The organism is Dellaglioa sp. CoH-56-MRSF-13, assembly GCF_056782095.1.
In genome coordinates, this window is record NZ_JBXAYC010000003.1 from 218,606 (window position 1) to 237,290 (window position 18,685).

Below are 18,685 nucleotides of genomic sequence, written 5' to 3' on the forward strand. Positions count from 1 at the left end.
GGTAAAAAATGTGATTTAACATTGTGCACCATTGAAGATACAATATGTACATAATAATTGTAGATGTAGTATGTACATATTGTATCTTCACTTTACTAAAAGTTAATGGGAATTGTTAGAAAAATAGGGGATGACAATGACTTAACGATATGATAGTAAGACCAAATAAATAAGATAATTAAGCATTAGAGAGGGATAAAAGATGAGGAAACATAACAGTAGAACAAAAGAATGGATTTCAGCAACACTTATAACAAGTGCTGTTTTTGCAGGATTATTTGCTGGGGGGGCCAGTCACAGGGAACCTAGTGTATTTGCTCAAACTGATGAGAGCAGTATGTCAAGTGAGTCATCAGATAACGCCACAAGTGAATCAGGAAAAAAGGCGATATCAAGTGATTCTCTAAAAACTAAATCAATCACAATAAAAAAAAGTGAATCAAAAACAAAAGCTAAACCGTCAGCAAAAGCTAAACTAAGTACTAGAGCAGCTGGGTATGTTGGACCAGCAAATGATGTATTTCCTGATGATTACTGGGATACAACAAAAGATTATTCAGCGGAGTCAGCAACGGCATTTGTTTCACAGTCGGGTTCACAGAATAAACCTGGCGAACCTGTATTATATTTTGGAAATAATTATTTTCCTTTTCAAATGAATGAGTTATTAAATAATGATCCCGTCAGTGGTCTTAATAAGTCTGGTTGGGCCTACATGTTTGATACTGGAATAAATCCTGTTCCAAGGAAATCTTATGGAATTATTATTAATAATAGTGTCCCAGGTAATCGTGGATACGGGTTGGTATCATCCTTTTCATCAATTCCTTATACAATTGAATCTGCAGTTAAAGGTAAGGATATCACTGGATATCAACTTTTTAAAAATAAAACAGGTACTGGATTTAAGGCAATTATGTATGATACAAAGTATAAATTAAGTTATACATTTGAGGAAGTTTATGATGCTAGTGGCGGTGTTTATAGCTATTTTAGTATTACTAACAATGACACAACGGCTCGTGCAGTTGGAGCTATTGAGGGCGTCGATACATTCGTTGATGAGGATGCTGTTACCATTGAAAGCTTAGGCCCGGATGAAGGATTCAAAATGGTTGGGTCAGCACATAGTTTAAATTTCAAATTAAATGATCCAAGAAATAATACCAAATTAGGTGGATGGACGAATTACACAGGCGGAGATGAACCAAATGTTATGAATACTGGTTATTTAAATAATTATTTCAATGGTGGTGCACTTGGAACTGGAATGGAAAAATCACCACATAATAAAATTATTGCCGTTTCAAATATTAAGAATCCAGATAACCCATTTAAAGGCGATAGTGGGTTCATAATAAAAGCTAATCCGAAAACTTTGGAACCAGGAGGAACACTCGTAACGGGTTCTTATCAAACTTATAAGGAAGCTGTTGCACCTGTTGCAAGTGTAAAAGAACAAACGATTAATGCTTATGCAAGTCAAACTAATAGGCCTAAAGTTTTAGGAACGGTTTTAGATAAGGATGGCAGTAAAGGTTATATTCAAATTACCTATCCAGATGGGTCAACGTCAGGAACAACAGAGAATGTGTACGACACAGGTAAGGTAGATACTAGTGCTGATTATAGTGCAAACATTGACACTTCTAAATTAAAATTAGGTTCAAATAAGATAATAGTGACAGCTGTTGACGATAGTGAAGTAGAACAGTTAAAACCTGTTACGGTAACAGTCAATCTTTATAAATTAGGTGCAACTGCTATCCCACAAACAATCAAAGTTGGCGATACGGTTAAGACAGGCGAAACGGACTTAATTAAGAATTTAACAATTATTAATCAACCAACAGTTAATGCACATACCTTAAAAATGGATACAACAAATCCATCAGGTAAGCCACTTGATAATAAAACAGCAGGATTTTACATTCAAGATATGCTTTTAACAGATACTGCAGTTAAACCAAATGAAATCGCAAAAGTAGCTGTACCCGTTACCGTAACTGATAGTGATACTGCATTTGACAAAACTTCTGCTCTTTATGCCAAGGGATTTGAATTAAAAACAGCGGATATTCAAAACTTATCAACTGGTGATTTAGATACATTAATCTTGAATAATAGTAAAGCTAGAGGCTGGCTGATAGCGACGGGTGCCGAATCTAAAGTTAGTGTTAAGTCAACAGAACTTAAACCAACTTCAGGTGATGGTTTTTATAAAGCAGTTATCCAAAATTCTGATGGTCAAACAAAAGAAATTGTGATTACTGTCTCAGGTGGATTAAAAATTACATCAGCACCTACTGCAACTGACTATGGTTCTTCCAGTGGCGTGATATTACCTTACAGTGGAGAAAATTTTGATCTCCAACGTAGTGATTCTAGTACCAATAGCAGTGTGAATATTTCTAATGCAGGTAAACAAGCTTGGACATTAACTGCTCGACTTACAAAAGGTTTGACAGATAGTGCTAATGATAAGTTAACTGGTGTTTTGGAGTATGTAAATTCAGCTAATGGTGTACAAGATATAGAATCAAGTAGTGCAGAAGTTGGTTCAGGACAGTCTGAGGCAACTCAAGAAGTCCGTTGGGATAAGGATAAAGGAATTGTCGCTCAACTTAACGGAGGTAATACATCACTTAAAGCTGGAGCCTATACAGGGGAAATAACATGGACACTAGAGAATACACCTTAATGTTATAGTTTCTAATTTAATCTTAAATGATTTGAATATTTTTAGCAGTTTAATTATGAACTAAATAACAATCCCAAATAATAGTAAATCCATATCAATACTGCTAAGTATTGATATGGATTTTTTTAATAAAAATTAATGATAACTAAATTTTATTCGTATTTTAGTGGCTTAATAATTTTCGTTTTATGATGAGATAAAACTTATGAATAATTATTATTTGTTTAATTTTCAAATATTTTTAAAAAAATAAAAAATTTGATTTAACATCGTACACCATTGAAGATATAATATGTACATGTTAATCAAAGACAAAGCATGTACATGTTGAATTTTTAACTTTGCTAAAAGGTATATTTGATAAAAGTTAATAGAAATAGCTAGATAAATAGGGGATAGTAGTGAATTGGCAATATGTTAGTGAAATCAAATAGACTAAATTGATAAAATAATTAATAAGTTAAAAGCAAGGATTGGGGAGGGCTAAAAAATGAGAGAGTATAAAAACAGAAAAAAAGAATGGGTTTCGGCAACAATTATGACAAGTGCTGTTTTTGCAGGATTGTTAGCTGGGGGAGCTAGCCATAGAGAACCTAGTGTGTTTGCTAAAACCGATGAGAGCAGTATGTCAAGCGAATCATCAGATGAAACATCAAGTAAGTTAACGATTAAAGAATCAAGTGAATCAGAAAAAAAGGCGCTATCAAGTGAATCTGTAGAAACTAAATCAACAACTAAAAAAAGTGAATTAAAAATAAAAGCTAAATCATCAGAAAAAACTAAACGAAGTACTCGAGCTACCACTCGAGCAGCTGGATATGTTGGACCAAAAGATGAAATTCTACCTACTGTTAAATGGGAAACAAAAGATTACGCAGCTGATGTAGCAAAGACGTTTGTTTCACAATCGGGGAGATCTGATAAGCCTAATGAACCAGTTATGTACTTTGGAAATAGTATTGAACCTTTTCAGCCTAGTGAACTGACGAATAATAATGACGCAGATAGAGCAAGCAATAATAGTTCACCTAATTTACCATCTTGGTCATATACGTATACTACCGGAAAAAATCCGCGTCCATCGATTATACACGGGCTGATTATGGGCGACAAAATAGCTCGTGGTTATAATGTGAATGAAGCTTACCTAGACAACGGTATTTCTGGTATCGAGGGTGGACTTTTAGATGGGTCAATTACTGATTATCATCTTTATAAAAATAGTATGAACACGGGATTTAAAGCAACTATGTATGATAGTAAGTACAAAGTTAGTTATACTTTTGAATCAGTATATGGTAGGACTGGTGGTATTTACCGTTACTTTAGTATTACAAATAATAATTCAGATTCACAAAAAATAGGTGCCTTGGAAACAAATGATACTTTTGTAGATTCTGATAAAGTTCCTTTACAGAGTATTGGACCTAATGATGGCTTTAAAATGATTGGGGATAGTACTAGTCAGAAGCATGTTTTGGATGTGAGATTGAAAGATCCAGAGTCTAATGCTACTTTGGGTGGTTGGACAAATTATACGGGCGGTTCTCAAGATAAGATTCTAAACCCCGCTAATTTTAATAACTACTTTAAAGGGGGGGTAGCCGGGACAGGTATGGAAGGTTCAGCAGCAAACACTAATATTGGAATTGAAAATATTAGTAATCCAAGTAAAACAATTGGTGATGATAGTGCGTACATTATGAAAGCTAATCAAGTTGATTTAGCTCCAGGTGCAACACTTGTTAATGGGTCTTACCTTACTTATAAAGAGACAACACCTAGTACTCCTCCCGTTGCGACAGTTAAAAATACAATAATTAACGGTTACGCTGATCAAAAAGGTGTTGAGATTACAGGAGATGTTACTGATTCAGATGATACAAAAGGAAATATTGAAATCGGGTATCCAGATGGAACGTCAGAAAAGAATCCTTACGATACTATTACAGTGGATGTGAAGAATCCTACACCGTATTCTGTACCAGTTAATATGTCTAAACTAGGTCCAGGTAAAAATGAACTATTAGTTACGGCAGTTGATCCAGGTAATAACCGTCAAGAAAAACCAGTTACTATAACTGTTAACGTATTCAAATTAGGCGCAATTGCTATCCCACAAACAATCAAAGTTGGCGATACGGTTAAGACAGGCGAGACGGATTTGATTAAAGATTTGACAATTATTAATCAACCAACAGTTAATGCACATACACTAACTGTTGATGGGACAAATCCATCAGGTAAACCACTTGATAATAAAACAGTAGGATTTTACATCCAAGATATGCTTTTAACAGATATTGCAGTTAAACCAAATGAAATCGCAAAAGTAGCTGTACCAGTTACTGTAACTGATGATGACACTGCAACTGATAAAGTCTCTGCCCTTTATGCAAAAGGATTTGGCGTAAAGCAGGCAGATATTCAAAAATTAACAACTGATGAGTTGACTGCATTAATTCTAAAGACTAGTGAAGCTAAAGGATGGTTGTTAGCAACTGGTGCTGAATCTAAAGTAAGCGTTGATTCAACGACACTTAAACAAACTTCAACTGATGGTATTTATCAGGCAGTTATCAAAAATTCGGATGGTTTAAAAAAGACCATTAACATTGAAGTTACAGGTGGATTGAAAATTACAGAAGGACCTGGGGCAACTAATTACGGTTCTTTTTTAGGTGTTACGTTACCTTACAGCGGAGAAGACTTTAAAGTTCAACGTAGTGACCCTGATCCTCATGTTAATAGCGTACAAGTTTCTAACGCGGGTAAACAAGCTTGGACCTTAACAGCTCAACTTACAACACCGTTAACGGAGCATAACGATGCTAACGTTAAGTTAAATGGTGTATTGACATATATAGATGCATCTGGTCAATCGCAAGATATAGAATCAAACAGTGCAGAAGTTGGTTCAGGGCAATCTGAGGTAACTCAAGAAGTAAGTTGGGCAAACGACAAAGGAATTATCGTTCAACTTAATGGAAATAACCCTTTGCTTAAAGCAGGGGACTATACAGGGGAAATAACATGGACATTAGCGGATACGCCACATTCATAAACCTTGTTTAATTAATGTTAATCGTTAGCATATTGCTAATATTAAAAACTACCAAAATCTTACGAGGGGAGAAAATACGATGCTAAAAAGAAGTACAATTATGGGGATTCTTTTAGGAAGCATGGTACCTGTTGGTTTCGCCGTAACGCAAGTTTCAGCAAGCGATACAGTGGGCTATCAATCGCATGCGACTATTGAGTTAGTTGGAAGTACTGATGAAACACGACCTGTTAATCCAATTAATCCGACGGATCCGGTAAAACCAGTTAGACCTGTTAATCCGGGGACGCCAGGTCCGTTATCGATTGATTACGTTTCGAACTTACAATTCAGTCAACAAAAAATTTCTGGTAAAGATAGTGTTTATTATGCACAACTTGACCAGTTAGCTGATAAGAACGGTAAAGTCGGAGATTATCCAAACTATGTTCAGATAACGGATAACCGTGGGTCAAATGCAGGGTGGAAATTAACCGTTGCACAGACCAATCCATTTATGAATGGTAAAAATAAATTAGATGGAACGGTTATCACGTTGATGAATGGTGTTGTTAATGGTAGTAACCTGCATAGACCGACGGATAGTCAAGCAGCAATTAAGCCAGATGGTAAGGCAGTTACTGTGATGACAGCTAAGTTGGACAATGGTATGGGGACCTGGACGGATCGTTTTGGTAAAGATAATACAGCTGCTCAACAAAGTATTTCATTGTTTGTTCCAGCTGAGTCGAAAAAAGTAGCAGGGGCTTATAAGTCTGAACTAACATGGACTTTGACAGATGCTAAACTATAAAAAAAGAGATTAGGGGAAATATATATTATGAAAAAAACAAATAAATTATTATTCGCTGCATTACTTGGATTAGGTATTACAGGAACAGCTGTTACAACAGCTAACGCATCAGAAACAAAAGATTATGTATCACATGGTAACGTTGAATTGACTAAAAATGACGGAACAACAGACCCTGGTATTACTGATCCAACAGATCCAGGACATACTATCGATCCAACAGACCCAGTGAACCCAGGTACTGGTGGCCCATTAGCAATTGACTACGTTTCTAACTTTAACTTTGGTACACAAAAAGTAACAGGTAATGATACAACATATAACTCGGAATTAGTTGCAGCAACAACAGATAACCCAACAGCTGGAACTAAAAAAGACCTTGCAAACTTCTTACAAGTTTCAGATAACCGTGGTACAGTATCTGGCTGGAAACTTTCAGTTCAACAATCAAAAGCATTTACAAGTGAAACAACAAAATCAGTATTAGATGGCACAACAATTACGTTATCTAACCCTGAAGCAAATAATGCTGATAAAAATGGTACAAAACCAGCACCATCAATTTTAACAGATAACCTTGCAATTTCTTCTGCATCAGGTGATAAAGTTGTTATGCAAGCTAAAGATGGCGAAGGTTCTGGTACTTGGGTTGAAGCATTCGGTAATGCAACTAAAGACGCTGATAAAGCTAAAGCTTCTGTTAAATTAGCTATCCCTGGTGATAGCAAAAAAGTCGCAGAAAAATACACATCAGATTTAACATGGACACTTACAGACGCTAACTTATAAGAATTAATTCTATCAATAAAAAAAGGTTATTAATTAAAAGGGGAAATTAAAATGAAAACAACTAAAATCGTAACAAGCGCAATTATTTTATCAACATTAGGTTTAACTGCAGCACCAGCTGTACATGCCGCAGACCATACAGAAAATTACACATCATTAGGTAAGATTGGTTTTACAGAAAATGATGATAAAACACCACCCGTTAACCCAGTTGATCCAGATAAACCCGTTGATCCATTAGAACCAACTGTTCCTCCTGTTAGTCCTGGTACTGATGGACCATTATCAATTGATTACGTTTCTAACTTTGATTTTGGTGAAAACAAAATTTCTGGGGACGATACAACTTACTACGCTGCACCTGTCAAAGCAGTTAGTGGTGCTAAATATGCTACTTACTTACAAGTAACGGATAAACGTGGTACTAATGCTGGTTGGAAACTTTCAGTTAAACAAGAAAAACAATTTAATGATGGCTCAGCAGATTTAGATGGTGCAGTATTAAAAATGGGATCACAAAAATTAAATTCTAAAAATATGGATAGTGTAACTAATGCAACAACCCCAGCTATAGCCGATGCTACAATTACAGCAACACCTGGTAGCGCTGTTGAAGTCTTGAATGCAGCTAAGGGTCAAGGTATGGGTACTTGGACAGATTCATTTGGTGTATATGATGCAGATGCTACAAAGGATACAGCAATGAAGGCTGTTTCATTAGCCGTACCTGGTAATTCAGCTAAAGAAGCTAAACCATATACCACTGATTTAACATGGACAATTACTGACGCAGGGATGTAAACCTGTATCAACTAGGTTATTAAAAAATAGAGGGAATCAATAAAAGGGGAAATTAAAATGAAAACAACAAAAATCGTTGCAAGTGCAATTGCGTTAACAACATTAGGTTTGACTGCAGCACCAGCTGTACATGCCGCAAATAATACACAAACATATAATGAAACAGGTAAAGTAGGTTTTGTCGCAGGAAGCACAAGCCCAACAAATCCCACAGATCCAATCGATCCAACAAATCCAATTACACCAGATCCAGATCCAGATCCAATCAAACCTGGTACAGATGGACCTTTATCGATTGATTACATCTCTAATCTTGATTTTGGTGCTGATCATAAGATTTCTGGTTCTACAGAAACTTACTATGCACAACCAATTTCAGCTACAGATAGTAAAGGTGATAAGGTTAAACGTGCTAATTACTTACAAGTAACTGATAACCGTGGTACAAATGGTGGTTGGAAACTTTCAGTAAATCAAGATGCCCAATTTAATGATGGGACTTCTGAGTTGGCTGGTGCGCAATTAAAAATGACCGGTCAAACATTTAATTCTTCAAATATTGGTGACACGACAACAATCCCAACTGCTTTAAATAGTGGTGTTATTACACCAACTGTTGGAAAAGATGTTGAAGTTGTAAGTGCTGCTAAGGGTCAAGGTATGGGTACTTGGACTGATTCATTTGGCACATATGTCGATGGAACAGATACAGATGCTTCAATGAAAGCAATCTCATTAGAAGTACCTGGTAAAACAGCTAAATCAATTGGAACAAGTTACAAAACTAACTTAACATGGACATTAACAGACGCAGGTCTATAAAAAGATTAGAAGTAAGTTAAACCAAAGGGGAAATTAATTATGAAAAAAGCAGCAATTGCAACATCAGCACTTTTAGCAGTTACGTTATTTTCAACATTAGCACCTGCAGCACATGCTGCCGATATTACAAAAGGCACAACAGGTGATGTTAACTTCGTAGCTAATCCAGCTACTGGGGCAGGCGAACTTAAGCTAATCAGTGCACCGAGTGTTGATTTTGGGGATCAAGAAATTAGTGGATCAACAAAAACTTATGAACAAACGTCTTTTGGCGCTAAACCAGAGGATGCTAATATCCAAGTTGATGATAACCGTGGCTCAAATGTCGGTTGGAATTTAACAGTTGCAAATACACAATTTGCCACGGCAACGGGTACGGCACTTGATGGTGCTAAGTTAACCTTAACAAATGGTTCAATTATTAATGGTAATGGGGCAAAGTTTGTGGCTAATCCTGCAGCAACTATGCTTTTAGATGGTTCATCTAAAGCTGTTCCAGCAGTAGATGCAGCTAAAGATAAAGGTATGGGGCCTAACACATTACCTGTTACTAAAGCAACTTTAGAAGTACCTGGTGCAACAAGTAAATTAAATGAAAAATATACATCAACAATTACATGGACATTAAAAGACGCAGCATTATAAAATGCAGAAAGGGATAGGTTAAAACAATGAGCTTGAAAAAAAATATACGACTAGCAGTAGCCATTGTCCCCCTCCTTGCATTTTCGATGATGGTAAATTCAGTAGCCGATGCAGCAGTTGCAACTGATGGAAAAACTGCGATATCATCAGCTAACTTAACATTACTTGAAAAGTCTGGTCCTGTTGATCCGTTAGATCCATCAAAACCAGTGCACCCACTCAATCAAGTTACGCCAACAACTGGAGACTTAAGAATAGATTATATTTCTAGTTTTCATTTTGGGGCACAGGATATCTCGGGGAGTAATAAAACCTACTATGCAACTTTTGATAAAGTAGCTGACATGACTAACCGTCGTGACTCAAGTGGAGTGTGGGACACACAAAACCTAACAGATAAAGATTATTATAATGTACCTAATTACGCCCAGGTCACAAATAATACAACGGGTAATTGGTCATTAGGTGTTAGTAACACTGTTTTTAAAAGTCCTAGCGGGAACGTGCTTAAAGGTGCTGTACTAAATATTAAGAATATCGAAGCACATAGTGAAAATCCAGGTTTAGGGCTAAGCGGGGACTTACCAGGTAACGTTAAACTTACAGGAACTGGTGGTACTCCTGTTTCGGTTGTTAGTACGACAGATGGTAATAGTGATAATCCGTTCGGTACTTGGACACTTGCTATGGGTACTGATAAAGCGGGAACTAACTCTACAGGAAACGATGCAGTGTCGTTATTTGTTCCTGGTACCACTGTGAAAACAAAAGAAGCTTATACATCAACGTTGAAATGGACATTGATAGCGGCTCCATAAAGCTAATTTGAAAAGAAAGAGGATTTTTACATTGAATAAAAAATTTTTTGGAATCATAATGGCGTTTGTGGCAGGATTGGTTTTATTTAGTGGACAAGTTCAAAAAGCGAACGCTGCTGAAATGAACTTTGCCGTTACTGCAAATCTTCCAAGTAATCAAGTTGATAAGCGCCAAACCTATTTTAATTTAAAAATGAAGCCTAATCAGAAACAAGATGTTACTGTCACATTGAAAAATTCGACTAATAAAGCAGTTGTCGTAATGGCTGAGGCAAATACAGCTGTAACCAACGATAACGGTGTGGTTGAATATAGTCATGTGAAACCAAAACTTGATAAAACAATGGTAAATCCTCTATCTTCAATTGTTAAGTCGGATAAAGAAGTGACAATTCCAGCCAAGAAAAGTGTTGTGCATACGTTCCATATCACAATGCCCGCTAAGAAATTTAATGGCGAAATCGATGGTGGATTATACTTCTATGAAAAGATCGACAAAGATAGTGAAAAAAAATCAAAGAGTAACGTTCAAATTAAAAACCGTTATGCATTTGTGATTGGGACAACGTTAACTGAAACAGATGATGTTGTTAAACCTGATATGAAATTACTTAAAATTGAACCAGGTTCAGTTAATTTCCGTAATACATTGAAGGTAAATTTACAAAACCCAACAACAACACCTATTCGTAATTTAAAGGTAGCCGGAAAAGTCTATTCAAGAAATGGGGATGAAGCCTTACATGCTTCAACCACTTCGAATATGACAATGGCTCCCAATACGAATTTTAATTATGGTATTTTTTGGGACAACCAACCCTTTAAACCTGGTAAGTACCGTCTAGAAATGACGGCAACTTCTGGTGTGAATAAGTGGAAATGGACTGAAAACTTCACAATTGATGGCGCAACGGCAGATAAATTGAACGAAAAGGCAGTTGACTTAGAAAAAGATTATACAATGTGGTATATTCTTGCAGGAATCTTCTTACTTCTACTTGTATTATTGATTATTTGGTTCTTAGTTCGTCGTAATAAAAAAGATAAAGAAGAAGCTGTCGCAGAAGCAAAACGACAAATTTTATCAGAATTACAAACTGGTGAAAAAGAAGATAAGTAGTCGAAATGGGTGAGGTATGGTTATGGGGAAAAAAATAACGAGTACTTTAGTAATTGGTCTTTTGGGGTTATCTTTTAGTTTAGGTGCATTCGGTAATACCGCAGAAGCGGCTAGTTATACAAGTGAAATGGGAATTGAATTTGTAGGTAAAATGCCAACAACTTCTCAGGTGACACCAGATCCAGACGGGAGAACACCTGTCTCAAAGAATGTTGCATCGAATCAAAACAGATTACCTCAAACCGGTGAAATAAAAGGATCAGGATTATCAATGATAGGATTTATTCTTTTATCAACCGCAGGATTAATTGGATGGGTTAAATATAACGATTCAAAGCAATCAAAATAAAGAATAGTTAAAATTAAAGTAGGCTACCTTCGTATTTATATGAAGATAGCTTATTTTTTTTGCTTATTATCTAAGTCCAATTTAGTTAAAATTAAAAATATACTAGTGGTTAAATTTGCAAAAGAAAGCGTTAACATGATAAGCTGTGTTTAAGGTATTAATAAAAAAATAAATATAAATATAAGGAGGTATTAGTAATGCTCTAACTAATTTTTTTATGGAGGGCCTGTATCAAATAATTGTTTATAAACCAAAATAGAGGAGATGAATAAAATGAACAAAGTAGAAATGAGTCAGACAAAGAAGAATGTGATTAAAACGGTAGCGGTGGTTGGATTATTGAATTCAGTAATGATTTTAGGGGTAGCTAATAATTCCGTAGATGCTAGTAACCATGAAAAGCAGGTGGCGACAGCTAAAGTAGGTACGAAAGAATTAGGTGTTATTACAAGAGGCTCAATGAAAGTATCTGGAACGGGTGCAAGTGGTCTACACTTACAAGGTAATAATACAGTGACAACAGGTACATTAGATTTTGATTATGAAGGAAAGTCGATTATTTCGGCAGGAATTAATGAATCGACAGACTATGTCTTGTCAGTTCCTTCAGAGTTAGTTCCACTTTTTAACCATGATTCGTTCAATAATTATATAACAGGAAATTTCCAATTTAATAACGGAAGTAAATATACGTATAATAAAAATGATATCCGAGTTGAGGATAATGGTAAAACATTACGAATCAAAAATCCATCTCATTCTTGGATTGCATTTGCCGACTTCAAAGTTCATTTATCTCTTGATATTGGGCAAATGGTAACAGATACAGGTATCAGAGTAGCGGACGCAGAAAATAACTCAAGTTATATATTTAATAGTGGTTTAGTAAAAAATGGTGCGCCAATTGATTGGGACGTGTTGGGTTCATATAATGCTTCTGACACGTTGCCAACATATCACCTAGACCCGGGTTGGGCACTTTTGAAAGAAATTCCAACCGTTGAAACAATTTTTGATACAGATACAACGGTATCAGGTCGTGGTGTTCCAGGTGCTAAAATTGAAGTTAAAGTTGGCGATAAAGTTATAGGGACAGGTATCGTTGATGAAAATGGACTTTACGAAGTTACTATTCCTAAACAACATGAAGATACAACAGTTAGTGTTCGTCAGAATACAGGTGTTGGTTGGAGTGATGTGAAAACTACGGTAGTTAAGCATAAAGATGTTACGATTGCTAAACCAACTGTTGATTCTTATTATCAAAGTGATAAATATTTAACAGGTACTGGAGAAACAGCTGGAAATACAATTATTATTGCTGATGCAAGCGGTAATGAAATTGCTAGAACAGTCGTACAGTCAGATCTTAGTTTCTCTGTACAAATTCCAGAACAAGGAGCCTATACACTTCTTTATATAACTGAAACAAATGGGACAGAAATAAGTCTTGCAACGGTAGTTCCAGTTCGTGAAGGGTAACCAAAATAAACTGTAAATTGGCAAAAGTAATTCATCATTTTTTTTGATGAATTACTTTTGTATTAAAACAAAATCGATAAAGCGGTTACTTCATAAATTAGATAAATATTTTTTAATTAAAAAAATATGTTTACATTTAAATAGATTATAGGTAAACTGGCTATGTCGCAGTAACCAGATAATAAGTTTGCGATTAGGTTACAGCTAAGTTAACGAATAAATCTATTAGGAGGGACTAGGGGGTCACAACTAATCAGCTAGACTAATGAGTTAAATATAGTAATGTTAGGTATAAATAGGCAGCAACTATAGGGGGAGGACTAAACAATGAAAGGGCATAACAGTAATAAAAAAGAACGAATCTCAGCAACGTTAATGACGGGAATTATCTTAGCAGGAGTGATGACAGGTAGCATTGTTAACGTGGTTAACAATGAGGGCCCAGGAACTTCTGTCCAAGCTAAAGAGCTAGATGAAACCGTTAAACCTCAAACAGCATCTTCTGAAAAAACAACCGAAAAAAGTACATCGATAAAAGCAACAAAAGAAGAAATAACAAGCGAAGTAGCAACTAAAGAAGAAGTAACGAAAGCACCAACAAAAAAAGTAGCAACGACTAAAAAAAGTGAGACAGCAGTACCAGCTGCTGGTTATGTTGGTCCATCACAAGGGGCCATTAATACTCAGTGGAGTACTACCGATGTGGCATCAAATTCTAAAAATGAGTATGTGTCACTTACAGGAGGCGGGAAGTTAGTAAATGGTGTTCCAACAAACAACGCGGGAAAAGCAGATGATACAGCGACTCCTGTTTTATATTTTGGTAATGCAGCATTTAATTTCCAACCAAGTGCGCTGACAAATAACGATTCTTACAGTGAACAGGGTAATGCATCTAGTTGGGCATTTACGAAGGTTGGTGCCAGTGGAAGAAATCCTAATCCAAGAAAGTCTTATGGAATTATCATTAATAATGCTATTCCAAAAGATCGTGGATATGGGTATGCAGCAGAAAGTAACACGACGCCTAATACAATTGAAAGTGCTGTAAAACTTGGACCAATTACAGATTACCATCTTTATAAAAATAATGATGGTACTGGATTCAAAGCTACAATGTACGATGTAACATATAAGGTGAGCTATACATTTGAAGAAATGTATGATGCAGCAGGTGGTATATATAGTTATTTCAGTATCACAAATAATGATACTGCAACTCGAGCTATTGGTGCAGCTCAGGGGGTCGATACTTTGGTTGATAAGGATGACGTCCCTGTAAAAAGTTTGGGACCTAACAATGGATTTAAAATGGTAAGTGATAAACATACCTTGAATTACAGATTGAAGGATCCCGGTAATAATACTAGCTTGGGTGGTTGGACTAATTATTCAGCTGGGAAAGCTACCGGTACTGGTATATTAGATATATCAAATATAAGTAGTTATTTCAAAGGTGGAGCTGTAGGAACTGGAATGGAGACATCAGTGCTTGATAAAATTATAGCTATCAACGACATTAGTCAGCCAGATACTCCGTTTAAGGGAGATAGTGCTTTTGTAATAAAAGCTAATCCTAAAACGTTAGCCCCAGGAGAAACATTAACGACAGGTTCTTACTTAACTTATAAAGAAACGACACCAAGTATTCCACCTGTTGCAACTGTAACACCATCAACAATTAATGCTTATGCGGATCAAACAGATTCATTTAAAATTGTAGGTAAAGTTTCAGATGAAGATAGTACAAAGGGATACATTCAAATTAAGTATCCAGATGGGTCAATATCATCGCCAGCAGAGAATACTTATGAAACAACAAAAGATGGTGTCGATTATTCTGCAAAGATTGACCCTACAAAATTAAAAGTAGGTGCAAATAAAGTTATAGTAACTGCGATTGATGCTGGAGGTACCGAACAATTAAAACCAGTTACCGTAACTGTCAACTTATTCAAGTTGGGTGCAACTGCTATTCCACAAAAAATTGATGTTGGCGGAACCGTTACAATAGATGAAACAAAATTAATCAAAGATTTAACAATTATGAATACTAATAAACATACATTAGAAATTGATCCTACAAATCCATCAAATAAACCACTTGATAACACAAAAGTTGGTTTCTATATACAAGATATGATTTTGACGGATACGGATGTGACACCTAATGAAACTGCTAAAGTTGCCGTTCCTGTCAATGTAATAGATGGTGATACCGTCGTTGATGGTGATTCTGTAGTTTACGCTAAGGATTTTAGTACGGACAGTAAATCTATCTCGGGATTAACAGAGACTAAATTAAATGAGTTCATATTAACAGAGAGTTCGGCTAAAGGTTGGATACTATCAACTGGTGCTGATTCTAAAGTTACAGTTAAATCAACGACACTTACACCAACTTCTAGTGCTGGTGACTATGAAGCAGTTATTGTAAATGCTCAGGGTGTTGAAAAAACGATTAAGATCACAGTTGCAGGTGGTGGTTTAGCAATTACTGCAGCCTCTGATGAAATGACTTTTGGTTCAAAAGATGGGGTAATGTTGCCTTACAGTGGAGAAAATTTCAATCTTCAACGTACTGCTGAAAATACTGTATCAATTTCTAATCTAGGCAAAACAGCTTGGACATTGAAGGCTAGCGTTTCAAAACCTTTAACAGATGGATCTAACACATTGAAAGGTGTTTTGAAATATATAGATGCAACTGGAACTGCACAAGATTTAGATACTGGTAGTACAGAGGTTGGTTCAGGTCAGACAGAAGAAACTAAAGATGTCACTTGGGCAGCCGATAAAGGTGTTGTTGCTGAACTTAATGGAAGCAACATGTCACTTAAAGCAGGTAAGTATGCAGGGGAAATAACATGGACACTAACGGATGCGCCTTAATCCTAATCCTTGCTTAATTAACGTTAATCATTAGCATTTTGCTAATATTATAAAAACATCAAAATCTGACGAGGGGAGTAGATACGATGATAAAAAGAAAGTTAATTTTGGGAGTTCTTTTAGGTAGTATGGTACCGGCTGGTTTTACCGTAACGCAAGCTTTGGCAAGCGAAACAGTGAATTATCAGTCGCATGCAACTATTGAATTCGTGAAAAATACTGACGGTACACCGCCAGTTGATCCAACAAATCCAACTGATCCGTTAAAACCGGTTAAACCAGTTAATCCTGGAACAGATGGACCATTATCAATTGATTACGTTTCGAACTTACAATTTAGTCAACAACAAATTTCTGGTAAAGACAGTGTTTATTATGCACAACTTGACCAGTTAGTTGATAAAAACGGTAAGGTTGGGGAATATCCAAACTATGTTCAAGTAACGGATAATCGTGGTTCAAACGCAGGCTGGAAACTAACTGTTGCACAGACCAATCCATTTATGAATGGTAAAAATAAATTAGATGGAACGATTATTACGTTAATGAATGGAACAACTAACGGAAGTAGTAATATGAGTCAGCCGACAGCTAGTCAAGCAGCCATCAATCCAGATGGCAAAGCAGTTACTGTGATGACAGCCAAGGTCGACAAAGGTATGGGAACATGGACAGACCGTTTTGGTAAAGATAATACAGCTGCCAAACAAAGTGTGTCATTACTTGTTCCAGCTGAATCAAACAAAGTAGCAGGGGCTTATAAGTCTGAATTAACATGGACTTTGACAGATGCTAACTTATAAAAAAGGTTATATAAAGGGGAAATAAATGATGAAAAATTCAAGTAAATTATTATTAAGTACATTATTAGGCGTAGGTGTGACAGGTGCCATTATGACAACTGCTCATGCATCTGAAACACAAACATATACATCACACGGTAAAATTGAATTGACTAAAAATGATGGTACAACAGATCCTGGTATTACGGATCCAACAGATCCTGGACATACTATTGATCCAACAGATCCTACAAACCCAACAGATCCAGGTACTGGTGGCCCATTATCAATCGATTATGTTTCTAACTTTAACTTTGGTGCTCAAAAGATGTCAGGTAACAACGAAACATATGACTCTCAATTAGTGACAGTTAAAGATGCATCCGGAGCTGATAAAGATCTTGCAAACTTCCTACAAGTTTCAGATAACCGTGGAACAGTAGCAGGTTGGAAACTTACTGTTCAACAAGCAAAAGCATTTACAAGTGAAACAACAAAATCAGAATTAGATGGGACAACAATTACGTTATCTAATCCTGAAGCAACTAATGCTGATAATAACGCATCAAAACCAAAACCAACATTAACAAATAGCGTTGACATTTCAGCTACATCAGGGGACAAAGTTGTTATGCAAGCAAAAGATGGCGCAGGTTCTGGTACATGGTCTGAATCCTTTGGTAACGCAACAACAGATGCTGCTAAAGCCAAAGCTTCTGTTAAATTAGCTATCCCTGGTGATAGTAAAAAAGTTGCAGAAAAATACACATCAGATATTACATGGACACTTACAGACGCTAACTTATAAAATCTAAATTAGTCAATAAAAAATAAAAATGGTTATTAATTAAAAGGGGAAATAAATTATGAAAACAACTAAAATCGTTACAAGCGCAATTATTTTATCAACATTAGGTTTAGCTGCAGCACCTGCAGTACATGCTGCAGATTATACATCAACAGGTAAGGTTGGATTTATGGAAAATACAGATCCAACAACACCCGTTGATCCAACGGATCCAACAGGCCCAGTAGGCCCAACGGATCCAACAGACCCAGATAATCCTCAACCAGGAACACCTGGCCCATTATCAATTGATTACGTTTCTAACTTTGATTTTGGTTCAAAAAATAAGGTTTCTGGAGACGATACAACTTACTACGCTGCACCTGTTAAATTAGCTGATAAAGATGGTAAAGAAGTTACAAGAGCTAACTACCTACAAGTAACAGATAAACGTGGATCAAATAAAGGCTGGAAATTGTCAGTTAAACAAGTAAAACAATTTAACGATAGTAAGACTGATTTAGATGGCGCACAGCTAAGTATGGGAACACAAACTTTAAATTCTAAAAATATTGGCGGAACAACAGATCCAGCTATAGCTAAAGCTACAATTACAACATCAATTGGTGCTGACGTTGCTGTCTTAGATGCTGGTAAGGATCAAGGTATGGGGACTTGGACAGATTCATTTGGTGTCTACGATGCTGATGCTACAAAAGATACAGCAAGTAAAGCTGTCTCATTGAAAGTACCTGGTAATTCAGCTAAAACGGTCGGTTCATCATATACAACAGATTTAACATGGACATTAACAGACGCTGGTTTATAAAATTAAGTCAT

At 36.1% G+C, this 18,685-nt stretch carries 15 protein-coding genes; all 15 read left to right on the forward strand.

Translation table 11 applies throughout. From position 1 onward, the window contains the following. The first annotated feature begins 202 nt into the window (after nucleotides 1-202). The 15 genes from AC1RP1_RS04785 (at nucleotide 203) to AC1RP1_RS04855 (ending at nucleotide 18,674) form a co-directional block, all read left to right on the forward strand. Nucleotides 203-2,701: a hypothetical protein gene (locus AC1RP1_RS04785; protein WP_481761471.1), complete on the forward strand. Its 2,499-nt coding sequence runs from the start codon at nucleotides 203-205 to the stop codon at nucleotides 2,699-2,701. A 490-nt stretch (nucleotides 2,702-3,191) separates the two neighbouring features. After that, on the forward strand, nucleotides 3,192-5,765 hold the full coding sequence (locus AC1RP1_RS04790; RefSeq protein ID WP_481761470.1) for a hypothetical protein: 2,574 nt from the start codon (nucleotides 3,192-3,194) through the stop codon (nucleotides 5,763-5,765). A gap of 79 nt (nucleotides 5,766-5,844) precedes the next feature. After that, the gene (locus AC1RP1_RS04795; protein WP_481761469.1) at nucleotides 5,845-6,558 is read left to right on the forward strand and encodes a WxL domain-containing protein; all 714 of its coding nucleotides are present in this window, start codon (nucleotides 5,845-5,847) and stop codon (nucleotides 6,556-6,558) included. Nucleotides 6,559-6,585: 27 nt separating this feature from the next. Then, the gene (locus tag AC1RP1_RS04800; protein WP_481761468.1) at nucleotides 6,586-7,347 is read left to right on the forward strand and encodes a WxL domain-containing protein; all 762 of its coding nucleotides are present in this window, start codon (nucleotides 6,586-6,588) and stop codon (nucleotides 7,345-7,347) included. 51 nt (nucleotides 7,348-7,398) lie between these two features. Beyond that, entirely contained in the window at nucleotides 7,399-8,148 is a 750-nt protein-coding gene (locus tag AC1RP1_RS04805) for a WxL domain-containing protein (RefSeq protein WP_481761467.1), read from the forward strand. Nucleotides 8,149-8,205: 57 nt separating this feature from the next. Next, the gene (locus AC1RP1_RS04810; RefSeq protein ID WP_481761466.1) at nucleotides 8,206-8,970 is read left to right on the forward strand and encodes a WxL domain-containing protein; all 765 of its coding nucleotides are present in this window, start codon (nucleotides 8,206-8,208) and stop codon (nucleotides 8,968-8,970) included. Between the two features lie 39 nt (nucleotides 8,971-9,009). Continuing rightward, nucleotides 9,010-9,615, forward strand: coding sequence for a WxL domain-containing protein (locus AC1RP1_RS04815; RefSeq protein WP_481761465.1), 606 nt, complete (start codon nucleotides 9,010-9,012; stop codon nucleotides 9,613-9,615). A 26-nt stretch (nucleotides 9,616-9,641) separates the two neighbouring features. Further along, nucleotides 9,642-10,433 (forward strand): WxL domain-containing protein, encoded by a 792-nt coding sequence (locus AC1RP1_RS04820; protein ID WP_481761464.1) that lies wholly within the window; start codon nucleotides 9,642-9,644, stop codon nucleotides 10,431-10,433. Between the two features lie 31 nt (nucleotides 10,434-10,464). Further along, the gene (locus AC1RP1_RS04825) at nucleotides 10,465-11,553 is read left to right on the forward strand and encodes a WxLIP family cell surface protein (RefSeq protein WP_481761463.1); all 1,089 of its coding nucleotides are present in this window, start codon (nucleotides 10,465-10,467) and stop codon (nucleotides 11,551-11,553) included. Between the two features lie 22 nt (nucleotides 11,554-11,575). Next, nucleotides 11,576-11,902 (forward strand): LPXTG cell wall anchor domain-containing protein, encoded by a 327-nt coding sequence (locus AC1RP1_RS04830; protein WP_481761462.1) that lies wholly within the window; start codon nucleotides 11,576-11,578, stop codon nucleotides 11,900-11,902. A gap of 273 nt (nucleotides 11,903-12,175) precedes the next feature. After that, nucleotides 12,176-13,384 carry an Ig-like domain-containing protein gene (locus AC1RP1_RS04835; protein WP_481761461.1) on the forward strand — a complete coding sequence of 403 codons (1,209 nt, stop codon included), beginning with the start codon at nucleotides 12,176-12,178 and terminating at the stop codon, nucleotides 13,382-13,384. Nucleotides 13,385-13,711: 327 nt separating this feature from the next. Continuing rightward, on the forward strand, nucleotides 13,712-16,276 hold the full coding sequence (locus AC1RP1_RS04840; RefSeq protein ID WP_481761460.1) for a hypothetical protein: 2,565 nt from the start codon (nucleotides 13,712-13,714) through the stop codon (nucleotides 16,274-16,276). Between the two features lie 86 nt (nucleotides 16,277-16,362). Further along, the gene (locus AC1RP1_RS04845) at nucleotides 16,363-17,079 is read left to right on the forward strand and encodes a WxL domain-containing protein (protein WP_481761459.1); all 717 of its coding nucleotides are present in this window, start codon (nucleotides 16,363-16,365) and stop codon (nucleotides 17,077-17,079) included. Between the two features lie 25 nt (nucleotides 17,080-17,104). Next, nucleotides 17,105-17,866, forward strand: a complete 762-nt coding sequence (locus AC1RP1_RS04850) for a WxL domain-containing protein (RefSeq protein ID WP_481761458.1) — start codon at nucleotides 17,105-17,107, stop codon at nucleotides 17,864-17,866. Nucleotides 17,867-17,924: 58 nt separating this feature from the next. After that, on the forward strand, nucleotides 17,925-18,674 hold the full coding sequence (locus tag AC1RP1_RS04855) for a WxL domain-containing protein (protein ID WP_481761457.1): 750 nt from the start codon (nucleotides 17,925-17,927) through the stop codon (nucleotides 18,672-18,674). The last annotated feature ends 11 nt before the right edge of the window (nucleotides 18,675-18,685 follow it).